The following is an 11,137-nucleotide window of genomic DNA, read 5'->3' on the forward strand; positions in this document are numbered from 1 at the left end:
GGGCCTTGGTATTTTCTTGATACAGTGCGCTTTATTGCTTGTTGCGCATTAACCGTCGGCGCTCAAAGTCGCGTATTCGCTGACGACAATGGGCAATGGTTTGCTCGCTCATTGGTTCACGGCGTTCGTCACGAAGTTCGCCGCCCAAATTACGCACTAGAGTTTGTGCCGTTTCTAGCATGAAGTCGAAAGCTTTCATGCTGTTTTTCGGCCCAGGTAAGCCCATGAAGAAGCTAACACCAGGGCAATCGGTTTCGCCCATGGTTTCTAGATCAAACGTACCCGGCTCGATGGCATTGGCCATACTGAACTGAACTCGACCACGATCAAAGCCGTCTTCGTGACGATGGAAGATGTCCATATCGCCGTAGCGCATACCGCAGTTTAGAATCAACTGAAGCAGCTCGATGCCAGAGAAGTTTTGTTCTTCTGGGGCAAAGATATTAATCACGATGACCTCTTCAATTTCAGCGTTGCTGTCATCGTTTTCTATCTCATCATCAAGGCTGCTGTTTGAGCTGACTTGATCAATGTCTATAGCAGAATAATGACGCTCGTAGTCTTCTTCCATTCCATCATTAGAAAAGTGTTCTTGAGTAAAATGCTCTTGAGTAAAACCGCCGACATCTGCCCCTAGGTCTTCAGGCTCATAGAAACCATCGTCTGAGTAGTTTTGCTCCGAAATCGCCGAGTCACCAAAATCACGCTCTGGCACCAAGGTGGCCAGTTCGTCTAAATGCATTTCTTTGCCACGATCCAATGTCGGGCCAGAATCTACCTTATGGGGCACATCGGCCAACGGCGATTTTGCGGTTTTACGAGCATTTTCAAATGCACTCACTGCGGGTTCTTTCGGGACGACACGCTTTGCCGAGGGCGCTTTAGCTTGGCTGACCGGAACGGCTCGACCCACTAGCGCATCATCTTCAAAGTCATCTAGATCTGTGTAGTCATCTTCTGACTGGGCAAATTTCTGCCCTTTTTTGTATCGACGAAATCCATCTATGAGGATTACGACAATAATGACGACCCCAATCAAGATTAGCCACTCACGTAAGCTGAATTCCATTACATATTCCGAATAGCATCAATTAATGTTGACCGTATTATCAAACGAAGCGCCTTAGGATTCAATTATAAGGCCACCTTGATTGTATAAATCTCGTTACGATTTGGTAATACTGCTGTTTTTTTGCCGATAACCCGACCTTTTGTCAGATCATTGTCATTGATATTGGCCAATTTCACCATCACATCCACTTGGTTGGTTTCGGCTAGCGTCATGGTTGGCATAAGCGAATCCAAGTTAGTCAGTAAAATAATTCGCCCAAAATCCTCTGGATACAATCGTTGAATGGCCACCGGCATGGTTTGCCCTGCCACCAAAGCATACACCAAGAGCACGTCGTCCGGTTGCCAAGTCACTTGTGAATCGTCCCACTCAAGATTCACTGCCAGCTGGTCGGTAATGATCGGAGCAACGGCTTGAGAATCGATATTGCCTCTCTGACGAGCTTTGTCGATGGCTGACATTAACGCCAACCGCTCACTGGATCGCGCACTGTAGCGAATCGCCTCTTGCCACGCCAGAATCGCCCCTAAGTAGTTTTGTTGCGTAAATTCCGCCACGCCTTTTAAATCTAAGGCCGTAGCTTGGGTGGGATCCGCCGTTAAAATAGTCTCGACGATTTGCAGCATTTTCGCGGAACTCTGATTGTCATTAGCATAAAAAACCGCTTGGGCGTATTCCACCAATAAGTTCACTCGGCCATCGGCGTTTTGCGCCAAGGTGTCCAAGGCTTTTTCGTAGGCTAATACCGCTTCCTGGTAGCGATTGCTGTTCATGTGATCGCTTGCTAAGTAATACCAGTCTTCTGCTCGATCAAAACGCGCACTGCGATATTGCAAAAAGTCGGTGATTTTTTCAGGCGTTAATCGTTGCTTTTGCAAATCTTCTGTAAAAGCCACGTCTTTGGCGTAACCCATCCACTGATACAAGCTCACACTGCCGATAATAGTCACGGTCGCCGCGCCCAACATCGCCCAACCCGCTAAGGGAAGCTCGTTCGCCTGAGCGACAAAAGATCGCTGAATGGAGGTATTTGCTTCGTGATTCACGTCCAACAGTAACTGGGCCGATTCTTTTTTCGTCAATCGACCGGCGTTTTCTTCCTCGGCGATTTCCAGTCGTCTTATCTGCAAAAAAGACGCACGTTTGCTCTTTGCAGACCGTTTAGCCTCTCGGCCAATCGCCCCATAAAACAGCACAAGGCTGATCACCAATATTCCAGCCATGATCAAATAGGCAAGCATCATTGCGGTGTTCTCCGTCGTTTTCGGTTAGACACTATGATCAACACAAAAGCCAATACTCCTACAGCGAGCAAAATGAAGGGCCCATACCAAAGTAAGAAAGTCGCTGAAGAATGCTCTGGTCGATACAACACAAAGGCGCCGTATCGAGCTACCATGTAATCGATGATTTCTTGATCGGTTTTACCCTGCTCTATCATCTCGAAGACCAAACGTCGTAAATCCAAGGCAATGCTGGACTCCGAATCGGCCACATTTTGGTTTTGGCATTTAGGACAACGCAACTCGGTCACCAAGGCTTGATAACGGGTTTGATTCAACTCAGAGCTGAACACTATTTGCTCTTGTGCCGATACAGGCCAAGCTAAAACAGCCATCAACAGCAGCACACTATGAATGATTGGTTTCATTGCAAGTACTCTTTCATCGTCGGCCAGTTTTGCTCGTTAATTTCTCCTTGATGGCGATACGCCACTACACCGTTGCTGTCCACCACAAAGGTTTCTGGGGCGCCTGTGATGCCCATATCCAGACCAAAATGACCTATTTCATCCATTAAAACCTGCTGATAAGGGTTACCTTTTTCTTCTAGCCATTGCAGTGCCAAAGCTTGTTGATCTTTATGATCGATACCAATAATGGTGATACCAGACTGAGCTAAACGATTCAAAAAGGGGTGCTCTATGTGACAGGCCGGGCACCAGGTTCCCCAAAAGTTGATCAAATATGGCGTGCTCGGCAGATCGGCATTGGTGACTAACTCATCATCAAACAGCGATACCAGAGTAAAGTCAGGCACACTTTTTCCAACCAAGGCCGATGGCATGTAATTCACGTCTTTTCCCAACTGAGAATAAAACACGCCCCCCAAGGCTAAGAACATAACGAGCGGTAAAAATAGCAGTATCTTTCGCATCTTATGCCCCCGCTCGTTTACGATATCGTTTATCTAACGCCGCCAATAGACCGCCCGCCATCATCAATAAACCACCTAGCCAGATCCAGCGCACAAAAGATTTTACATAAATGCGCACGCCCCACGCAGACTCGTCTATTTGCTCACCCAATGAAACATATAAATCGCGCGTAAGACCAGCGTCTAACGCCGCCTCGGTCATCACTTGTTGACGTGTGGTAAAAAAACGCTTTTCGGGAAACAAGGTCGCCACGACTCGGCCATTTTGGTAGGCGGTAAATTGCCCCTTGCTAGAGACGTAGTTTGGCCCTGTCACCCGTGTCATTTGATCAAACTGAAACTCATAGCCGGCAATGTGTGCTGTATCGCCAGGCGACAACCGCAACATGGATTCTTCGCTGTTCACACTCACCAGCACTATGCCCACCAGTGTCGCAGCGATGCCGAGGTGCGCCAACAACATGCCGTAATAATTGCGTGGTAACTGACGAGCTCTTGGAATAATGCCTTTGGTGCCAGCGGAAACCTTGCTAAACCAATCGGAGAAGGATAACACCACCACCCAGAACACCACCGCTAAGCTGATAAACGCCAACCCGCCAAACTCATAACAATAAACAACCACGGCCGACAAACCAAAAGAGAACATCGCCGCTAAACCACAAGGCTTGAGCAAAAGACGCGTCGGTGTTTGGTGCCATTTCGACAAGGGCCCCACCGCCATGAGCACAATCAGTAAAAGAGCAATCGGCGTAAACACACTGTTGAAATACGGCGCGCCGACAGAGATTTTCCCCAGCCCTAATGTATCGAACAACAAAGGGTACAAGGTCCCCAGCAAAACCGTCAGGGTTAACACCGTAAGTAAAATGTTATTCATCAACAACCAGGCTTCTCGGCCAGTCAGCCCAAGAGACACCGTCGAGCGCACCTGAGCCGCACGAATGGCGTACAAGAGCAAACTGCCGCCCACTAAGACAATCAACAAGCCCAAAATAAACACCCCGCGAGTTGGATCGGCCGCAAAGGAATGCACCGACGTCAGCACGCCAGAGCGCACTAAAAATGCCCCCAGTAACGACAAGCTAAAGGTGAAAATCGCCAACAACACGGTCCAGCTCTTAAACACACCACGTTTTTCAGTGACAGCAAGAGAATGCAACAACGCCGTACCCGCCAGCCAAGGCATAAAAGAGGCATTTTCGACTGGGTCCCAAAACCACCAGCCGCCCCAGCCCAATTCGTAGTAAGCCCACCAGCTGCCCAACGTAATACCCAAGGTCAAAAATGCCCACGAGGCCGCGGTCCAAGGTCTTGCCCAACGCGCCCACGCGGCGTTTAAATTCCCCGTGATTAGGGCCGTGACCGCAAAAGCAAATGCCACAGCAAAACCAACGTAACCCATATAAAGCAATGGCGGATGCACTATCAGGCCAAAATCTTGCAAGAGTGGGTTTAAATCACCACCGTCCGCTGGCACATCGGGCAAAATACGCACAAAAGGCGACGAGGTAAACAGTAAAAAAGACAAGAAACCTACGCACACTGTGCCTAACACAGCCAATACAACAGGGCCTATTTCTAAAGGTAAGGTGCGAATTTTAAGCGCCACGGCGGTACACCAACCGCATAAGATCAGCACCCACAACAATAAAGAACCTTCATGGCTGCCCCACAAGGCACTGAATTTGTACCAAATAGGCAACTGACTGTTTGAGTTTTGCGCCACATACAATACCGAGAAATCGTCCGTCAAAAAGGCCGAACTCAAGGCCACAAAACTCACCAACACCAATAAAGACATGATTAAGGTAAGCGGTTGCGCCATACTCAGCAGCAAACGATTGCCTTTCCAATAGCCAAGTAAAGGCAATATCGATAAGAGTAAGGCAAAAAACAACGATAAGATCAGGGAAAATTGACCCACTTCAGGAAACATAAACAACCTAGGCTAATCGCTCTTTGATTAAAGTGACTGCAGTAAAAAGCACTTTACTCAAAAAAGCATTAATAAAAATTTTTACTAAAAAGACGCAGCGGAACCTGCTCCCGTCACTTTTTTGCTTTCTGCTTTTTTCAGCGCATCAGACACTTCTGGCGCCATGTATTCTTCATCGTGTTTGGCAAGCACTTGACTTGCTTTAAACACACCGTCGATCATCATTTCCCCTTGCGCCACTATGCCTTGCCCTTCGCGAAATAGGTCGGGCAAGATACCTAGGTATTCAATGGTCATGCTGTACTCGTAATCGGTCACATCAAACGACACCGCCAGTGTCTCAGGGTCACGCTTAACACTGCCATCCACCACCACGCCACCGGCTCGAATGGTGGTATTTTGCGGCGCTTCGCCTTGGGCAATTTGTGTGGGAGAAAAAAATAAATTGATGTTTTGCTGCAAGGAATACATCACCAAGCCAACCACTGCGCCAAGGATCAGCACAATGGCGACCACCCACAACAAACGCTTTTGTCTAACGGGATGCATCGACGCCTCCCGCTTGACGCCCTGTTGGATGAACCGTTTTATTGCTACTCTCATCACGGTAAAAACGTTTTTGTAATCGTGTATAGGTTTTACGTCGAGCCGATAGGGTCTGCCAAACAAGCCACATCAACACCAAAAGACTGATGCCATAAGCCGACCAAACATAGAAGCCGTGCTTGCCCATCAGCAAAAAATCCATTGTGCTAGTAAACGCCATGTTTCGTTACCTCTTGTTTTACCCAGCTTGTTCTACGCTCACGCCATAAAATATCAGACTGCATACGCCATAAAACCAACCCTACCACCAAAACATAAAAACCAATCACTGCAACGAGCAAAGGCAACCACATGGACGCCGGCATCGCAGGCTTGTCGGTTAAGGTAAAAGTGGCCCCTTGATGCAAGGTATTCCACCATACCACCGAATACTTAATGATAGGCAAATTGATCAAACCGACGAGGCTAATCACCGCCGCGCTTTTATCTGCTAAAGCCACTTCTTCTAAACTGTTTTGTAGGGCAATAATGCCCATGTACAATAAAAACAACACCAGCATAGAAGTAAGACGAGCGTCCCACACCCACCAAGCGCCCCAGGCGGTTTTACCCCAAATAGCACCAGTCACCAGAGCAATAAAGGCCATCACGGCACCAATAGGCGCCATGGCGTTAATAAAAATAGCGGCGGTCTTGATGCGCCACACCAGCCCTACCAGACCTGCTATTCCCAACGCCAAATAACAAGACTGCGCCAACATGGCGGCAGGTACATGCAAATAAATAATGCGCACACTGTTGCCTTGTTGATAATCTTCAGGGGCGAACGCCAGCCCCCAAATTAGCCCCACTACCAAAACAAGCAAGCCCGACACAAATAAGGGGCGCGCCCAGGCGTAAGACCAATAAAAAAACCATTTTGGCGATCCAAACTTATGCAACCATGCCCAGCTCATTAGTTCACACTCGCTTTTATCGCAATCGCCGACAGGAAAGGCGATACCACTAGAGACAACAAAGACATCGCTAACAACATGGCCAAAAATCCACTGTAAGGTAACCCCGCCTGAGCCGCCTGTAAGCCTGACGTGGCAAAAATGATCACCGGCACATAAAACGGCAGTATTAACAACATCACCAACATGGCACCTTGTTTCAACGACACCGTTAAGGCCGCCCCTAACGCGCCCATTAAGAAAATACTTGGCGTTCCCAGTAACAAAGTGAGCATCAAGACCCCAAGGTCATCATTGGGCAAAAACAACATTTGCCCTAATAAAGGCGTCATCACCAAAAGAGGCAAGACAACCGCCCCCCATTGCAACATGACCTTAATCAGCACCAAAAGCGACAAAGACAAACCACTGACCACCCACTGCTCCATTGAACCGTCACGATAGTCTTCTTTGAACACCCCTTCTATCGCCATTAATAAAGCCAACACGGTCGCACACCAAACAATACCCCCTGCGGCTGGCGTCAGAAACGCTGGAGAAGGGTCGATGCCCAGAGGAAATAAGGTCACCACGATGACAAAGAACAGCAAAGCATTCAGTACGTCTTGTTTACTTCGCCAAAGCACCGCATATTGCGCGCGCATAAAAGAGGTATACGTCATGGCACTAACGCCAGTTCACGGACACTAAGAGAGCAAGGCGCTTGATGGGTCGTCAATAACACCATGCCGCCTCGCGATAGATGTTGCTGAATATGCGCTTCTAACATAGCAACGCCGCTGGCATCCAGAGCCGCAAAGGGTTCATCGAGCAACCATAAAGAAGCGTTGGTGAACCATAAACGCGCCAGAGCCACACGTCGGGCTTGCCCCGCCGACAGGCTTTTTACCAGAACGTCCTGAAGATGAAAAAGGCCAAGCTGTCTCAACGCTTGATCGACCTGATCTAGAGGCGCATGGGGCGAATAAAAGGCGATATTTTCCGCCACACTTAATCGCTCTTTTAGCCCCGTTGAATGGCCGATGTAGATCATCGTTTGCTGTAGCAACCTTCGATCTAAGGTGACATCTTGATCGGCGAAAAAGATCTGTCCCTCTTGCACTGACATAACACCTGCAACCACTTTAAGTAGAGAACTTTTCCCTGCGCCATTTTCCCCAAGAATCCGTATTGCCTCTCCTGCTTGTACGGAAAAGGACAAATCTCGACACAGATCTCGATCTGATCGCTCGATTCCTAATCCGGAAATAGTCAAAGAAACAGAAAAATGCAAAAGATTTACTCATCTGGGCCGATAAAATCACAGTGACTCATTAATGCCACCAAAAGTAACGCCCAGCTATTATATGAGAATTCTTCTTAAATGCGAATAGGAAGGCAGATTCAATGCTCTCTGATATTTCATCCAAACTGAACCAAACTTCGACCCATAAAAACACTCAGTCCAGTTCATCACCGGCGACGAGTCAAGCCGGTGTTTTGGGAAAATTGAGCAGCGAAATACAACTCATTGATTCACTCAAAATGATTAAATTGCAAGGCAGTGAGCCCTTAAGCTTTCAAGGCAAACCCGCTCAGCTTTTACACGCCACCAGTGCAGGTCGCCCTATTAGCTTAATCAATACCGGTTCGCCCATCGATGTTCACAACGCCAAACCCGCTCAGCTCAACAACCTGACGCTGGCGTCTCGCGTTGTGAATCTCACTGTGACTTCGGTAGCCGACAACTCAAGCGCTTCAGTCAACTCACCAAAAGCGGTCACTGTGACCGATGGCCAGTCGTCCTTTACAGTGATAAGCCAGCAAGCTCTTAAAAAAGGCGATCAGCTTCGCGTTTTCGTGGATGCCAATCAAAAAATGCAAGCGCTTCCCGCGCAGGCGAACTCTGCTCTGTCCTCGACTCAGCTAGACGCCTTAAAACAGAGCCTACCTAAGCAACTGTCGATAAGTGAGATGAACCAGCTGATCAAGCAGCTACAAGCACTTAATGCCAATGCCGATAACCTACCGCCGAAGACCCAAGCCGCATTGAAACAGCTAGTACAACACCTTCCTAATTTAGCCGCCCTGACCCAGTCACCCGACGCCATGAAGCAAGCTATACAAAACAGCGGTGTGTTTTCCGAGTCATTACTTCTTAATCAAAAAGATCAATCCATTCCCGCTGACTTAAAACTGAATCTGGCAAGGCTCAAAGAGACCCAAGAGCAACCTACGGGATTAAAGCCTCAAAGCCTTCCGACCGACAGCATCGCCAACGCTATAGAACGCATAACCACCAACCAGTTACGACACTTTTCTGACCCATCACAGCTGTCAGCACAGGCCTTCCCTCTGCAGGTTGAATTTCCTGTGCAACAAGGCAAAGACTCTCATCTTGTGCAAGTAGAAATAGATCAAGACGCCAGCTCGGAAGAGCAGGACCCAAAAGATCGGCGCTGGTTAGTGAAGTTAAAATTTGATTTTGAAGAAACAGGACGCTTCGATGCAAGAGCCAGTATCCAAAACAATACGGTGGGCGTTCTGTTTGCCGCCGAAGAAAAAGACACCGTACAAAAATTGCAAAAATCCATCCCCGAACTTAGACAACAGCTAGAAGCAAAAGATATAGAAATAAACAGGTTAGATGCGTTTCAAAGTAAATTAGAACGCCAAGAAACCCCGTTAAACCAAACGCACTCTTTGATCGATGTGAGAACCTAATGCAGAAAGCCATCGCATTAAGATACGACTACAGCTCAGCACCAACCGTTACTGCCAAAGGCAGCGGGAAAATAGCCGAGAAAATAATGGCCGTGGCAAAGGAAAACGATGTATTGCTGCATCAAAGCCCTGAACTTGTAGAAATGCTCAGTAGCTTGGAGTTAGGAGAGGAAATACCGGAAGCTTTGTACTTGGCCGTGGCCGAAATTATTGCCTTCGCCCATAACCTTAAAAAGCATCAGTGGTAGTCTGAATTTCGTTTGGACTCTTGTTTTAGTAAGCTGATCAACTCAGCTTCTGCACGAATCAACCCGCATTTTGATACCAGATCGTCAATGGTCGCACCCATTTCCAATAATTCCATGGCACGATTGTAAGACACGCCACCTTCTTTCGATAAAATTTCAGACTGTTTTTCAACCGCCAAATTAAGCTTCTTCTCAATCGCGACCAAACGTCGCCCCATACCAATAGAACCCGACGCCAGCACTTGAACATGCTTCTTTTGGCTCGCCTCTACCTCAGTATGGTGGCGCTTCATCTGTGCCACACGCTTCGATAACCGGAAAGCCCAAATAGACACGGCAATCAGCATGACGAACTGAAGCACCAAGAGTAAATTAAATATCCACTGGGATTCCATCGCGTATCGTTGCCTTATCGCTTACATTGAGCCTATTTCAGACCATTCATCTTTCGACAATAACTTGTCGAGGTCCACAAGAATCAACAGAATATCATTTTTATGGCAAACACCTTGAATAAACTTCGATGAATCGTCGTTGCCCACATTCGGAGAAGGTTCTATCTCAGACTGACGCAAATACACCACTTCTGATACCGCATCCACCAAAATACCGATCACGTGACCTTCTACTTCTAAAATCATGATGCGCGTGGCGTCTGTGATTTCACCGGAAGGTAAGTCAAAACGCTGGCAAGTATCGATCACTGTCACCACTGTGCCGCGTAGATGAATAATACCCAATACAAACGAAGGTGCACCAGGCACAGGGGCAATTTCGGTATAACGTAAAACTTCTTTCACCTGCATAACATTAACGCCATAAATTTCATTTTCTAGGCGAAAAGTTACCCATTGCAACATGGGATCTTCAGCTTGATTTGCGCTTTTTAACGCGATACTCGTAGACATTATTCTTCTCCCACCAACTCAAAACGATTATTTTTTAAGGGGTTGTTTGAACCCATTACTGGGATCTTCTAAAATTTCGATAAAACCTTGTACATCTAGTATGGCACACATGTGGTCAATCACAGTACCGGCCAACCAAGGCCTTTTGCTCCGATCTGTACGCCATTTTACCTGCGAGGGCTCTAACGTAATGGCTTCGGCAACTCGCTCACAAGCGACACTCCAATCTGATCGATCAAGTTGAATCACAAACTTAAAGTTGTCTTTCATACTGCCTTTATAATGATTGGGCATGACCCAAAGCGCCGTGTCTACGGTTCGCAGATTAAATTCACCCACATTCGCGACCCCCATAAACCAGTCTGGTTGACCAAAAATGTTGGTTAGTTTGTCCGCTCCGCTTTGAAAAATACCACCTAATTCCACTAGCGGCACCGCCATTTTCAGACCACCCACATAAAAGAGTAAACACTCAAAACGACCGGTCGCCCAAGGCAAAGGCTCTGTTTTCGCCACACGAGATATTTTAGCTGGCTCTGGCTCTGGCTCTGGCTCTGGCTCTGGCTCTGGCTCTGGCTCTGGCTCTGGCTCTGGCTCTGGCTCTGGCT

The 11,137-nt window shown here is 47.7% G+C and carries 15 protein-coding genes; 2 read left to right on the forward strand and 13 right to left on the reverse strand.

Annotation, left to right across the window (positions count from 1 at the left end):
- Window positions 1-31 precede the first annotated feature (31 nt).
- From zipA to ccmA, 10 genes are all read right to left on the reverse strand, one after another.
- Window positions 32-1,069, reverse strand: a complete 1,038-nt coding sequence (zipA, locus tag J9B83_RS06840) for a cell division protein ZipA (protein WP_211535999.1) — start codon at window positions 1,067-1,069, stop codon at window positions 32-34.
- A gap of 65 nt (window positions 1,070-1,134) precedes the next feature.
- On the reverse strand, window positions 1,135-2,316 hold the full coding sequence (locus tag J9B83_RS06845) for a tetratricopeptide repeat protein (protein WP_236037160.1): 1,182 nt from the start codon (window positions 2,314-2,316) through the stop codon (window positions 1,135-1,137).
- Entirely contained in the window at window positions 2,313-2,723 is a 411-nt protein-coding gene (locus J9B83_RS06850; protein ID WP_211536000.1) for a cytochrome c-type biogenesis protein, read from the reverse strand. The genes J9B83_RS06845 and J9B83_RS06850 overlap by 4 nt, the downstream gene beginning before the upstream one ends.
- Window positions 2,720-3,229: a DsbE family thiol:disulfide interchange protein gene (locus tag J9B83_RS06855; protein ID WP_211536001.1), complete on the reverse strand. Its 510-nt coding sequence runs from the start codon at window positions 3,227-3,229 to the stop codon at window positions 2,720-2,722. Before J9B83_RS06855 ends, J9B83_RS06850 begins: the two co-directional genes overlap by 4 nt.
- A gap of 1 nt (window position 3,230) precedes the next feature.
- Window positions 3,231-5,168: a heme lyase CcmF/NrfE family subunit gene (locus J9B83_RS06860; RefSeq protein WP_211536002.1), complete on the reverse strand. Its 1,938-nt coding sequence runs from the start codon at window positions 5,166-5,168 to the stop codon at window positions 3,231-3,233.
- Between the two features lie 84 nt (window positions 5,169-5,252).
- Entirely contained in the window at window positions 5,253-5,717 is a 465-nt protein-coding gene (gene ccmE / locus J9B83_RS06865) for a cytochrome c maturation protein CcmE (RefSeq protein ID WP_211536003.1), read from the reverse strand.
- Complete coding sequence (gene ccmD / locus J9B83_RS06870; protein ID WP_211536004.1) at window positions 5,704-5,934, reverse strand: heme exporter protein CcmD; 231 nt, start codon at window positions 5,932-5,934, stop codon at window positions 5,704-5,706. Before ccmD ends, ccmE begins: the two co-directional genes overlap by 14 nt.
- Window positions 5,921-6,670, reverse strand: a complete 750-nt coding sequence (locus J9B83_RS06875; RefSeq protein ID WP_211536005.1) for a heme ABC transporter permease — start codon at window positions 6,668-6,670, stop codon at window positions 5,921-5,923. The genes ccmD and J9B83_RS06875 overlap by 14 nt, the downstream gene beginning before the upstream one ends.
- Window positions 6,670-7,332 (reverse strand): heme exporter protein CcmB, encoded by a 663-nt coding sequence (ccmB, locus tag J9B83_RS06880; protein ID WP_211536006.1) that lies wholly within the window; start codon window positions 7,330-7,332, stop codon window positions 6,670-6,672. Before ccmB ends, J9B83_RS06875 begins: the two co-directional genes overlap by 1 nt.
- On the reverse strand, window positions 7,329-7,943 hold the full coding sequence (gene ccmA, locus J9B83_RS06885; RefSeq protein ID WP_211536007.1) for a cytochrome c biogenesis heme-transporting ATPase CcmA: 615 nt from the start codon (window positions 7,941-7,943) through the stop codon (window positions 7,329-7,331). The genes ccmB and ccmA overlap by 4 nt, the downstream gene beginning before the upstream one ends.
- Before the next feature lie 113 nt (window positions 7,944-8,056).
- Here ccmA and J9B83_RS06890 point away from each other — a divergent pair, with 113 nt between their 5' ends.
- Both J9B83_RS06890 and J9B83_RS06895 read left to right on the forward strand, forming a co-directional pair.
- The gene (locus J9B83_RS06890; RefSeq protein ID WP_211536008.1) at window positions 8,057-9,373 is read left to right on the forward strand and encodes a flagellar hook-length control protein FliK; all 1,317 of its coding nucleotides are present in this window, start codon (window positions 8,057-8,059) and stop codon (window positions 9,371-9,373) included.
- Window positions 9,373-9,621: an EscU/YscU/HrcU family type III secretion system export apparatus switch protein gene (locus J9B83_RS06895; protein WP_211536009.1), complete on the forward strand. Its 249-nt coding sequence runs from the start codon at window positions 9,373-9,375 to the stop codon at window positions 9,619-9,621. The genes J9B83_RS06890 and J9B83_RS06895 overlap by 1 nt, the downstream gene beginning before the upstream one ends.
- Here J9B83_RS06895 and J9B83_RS06900 read toward each other — a convergent pair.
- The 3 genes from J9B83_RS06900 to J9B83_RS15735 form a co-directional block, all read right to left on the reverse strand.
- Window positions 9,612-10,016, reverse strand: a complete 405-nt coding sequence (locus J9B83_RS06900; RefSeq protein WP_211536010.1) for a DUF2802 domain-containing protein — start codon at window positions 10,014-10,016, stop codon at window positions 9,612-9,614. The two genes, J9B83_RS06895 and J9B83_RS06900, sit on opposite strands and share 10 nt — an antisense overlap.
- A gap of 21 nt (window positions 10,017-10,037) precedes the next feature.
- On the reverse strand, window positions 10,038-10,529 hold the full coding sequence (locus J9B83_RS06905; protein WP_211536011.1) for a chemotaxis protein CheW: 492 nt from the start codon (window positions 10,527-10,529) through the stop codon (window positions 10,038-10,040).
- Between the two features lie 27 nt (window positions 10,530-10,556).
- Window positions 10,557-11,137: chemotaxis protein CheW (locus J9B83_RS15735; RefSeq protein WP_236037161.1), on the reverse strand; the 581-nt coding region annotated here is incomplete at its 5' end.

The sequence above is a fragment of the Marinomonas vulgaris genome, assembly GCF_018145875.1.
Lineage (GTDB): Bacteria > Pseudomonadota > Gammaproteobacteria > Pseudomonadales > Marinomonadaceae > Marinomonas > Marinomonas vulgaris.

Excerpts from the sequence above, each read along its gene's own strand:
- zipA (WP_211535999.1), bottom strand. The coding sequence starts at position 1,069 with ATGGAATTCAGCTTACGTGAGTGGCTAATCTTGATTGGGGTCGTCATT.
- J9B83_RS06845 (WP_236037160.1), bottom strand. The coding sequence starts at position 2,316 with ATGATGCTTGCCTATTTGATCATGGCTGGAATATTGGTGATCAGCCTT.
- J9B83_RS06850 (WP_211536000.1), bottom strand. The coding sequence starts at position 2,723 with ATGAAACCAATCATTCATAGTGTGCTGCTGTTGATGGCTGTTTTAGCT.
- J9B83_RS06855 (WP_211536001.1), bottom strand. The coding sequence starts at position 3,229 with ATGCGAAAGATACTGCTATTTTTACCGCTCGTTATGTTCTTAGCCTTG.
- J9B83_RS06860 (WP_211536002.1), bottom strand. The coding sequence starts at position 5,168 with ATGTTTCCTGAAGTGGGTCAATTTTCCCTGATCTTATCGTTGTTTTTT.
- ccmE (WP_211536003.1), bottom strand. The coding sequence starts at position 5,717 with ATGCATCCCGTTAGACAAAAGCGTTTGTTGTGGGTGGTCGCCATTGTG.
- ccmD (WP_211536004.1), bottom strand. The coding sequence starts at position 5,934 with ATGGCGTTTACTAGCACAATGGATTTTTTGCTGATGGGCAAGCACGGC.
- J9B83_RS06875 (WP_211536005.1), bottom strand. The coding sequence starts at position 6,670 with ATGAGCTGGGCATGGTTGCATAAGTTTGGATCGCCAAAATGGTTTTTT.
- ccmB (WP_211536006.1), bottom strand. The coding sequence starts at position 7,332 with ATGACGTATACCTCTTTTATGCGCGCGCAATATGCGGTGCTTTGGCGA.
- J9B83_RS06890 (WP_211536008.1), top strand. The coding sequence starts at position 8,057 with ATGCTCTCTGATATTTCATCCAAACTGAACCAAACTTCGACCCATAAA.
- J9B83_RS06895 (WP_211536009.1), top strand. The coding sequence starts at position 9,373 with ATGCAGAAAGCCATCGCATTAAGATACGACTACAGCTCAGCACCAACC.
- J9B83_RS06900 (WP_211536010.1), bottom strand. The coding sequence starts at position 10,016 with ATGGAATCCCAGTGGATATTTAATTTACTCTTGGTGCTTCAGTTCGTC.
- J9B83_RS06905 (WP_211536011.1), bottom strand. The coding sequence starts at position 10,529 with ATGTCTACGAGTATCGCGTTAAAAAGCGCAAATCAAGCTGAAGATCCC.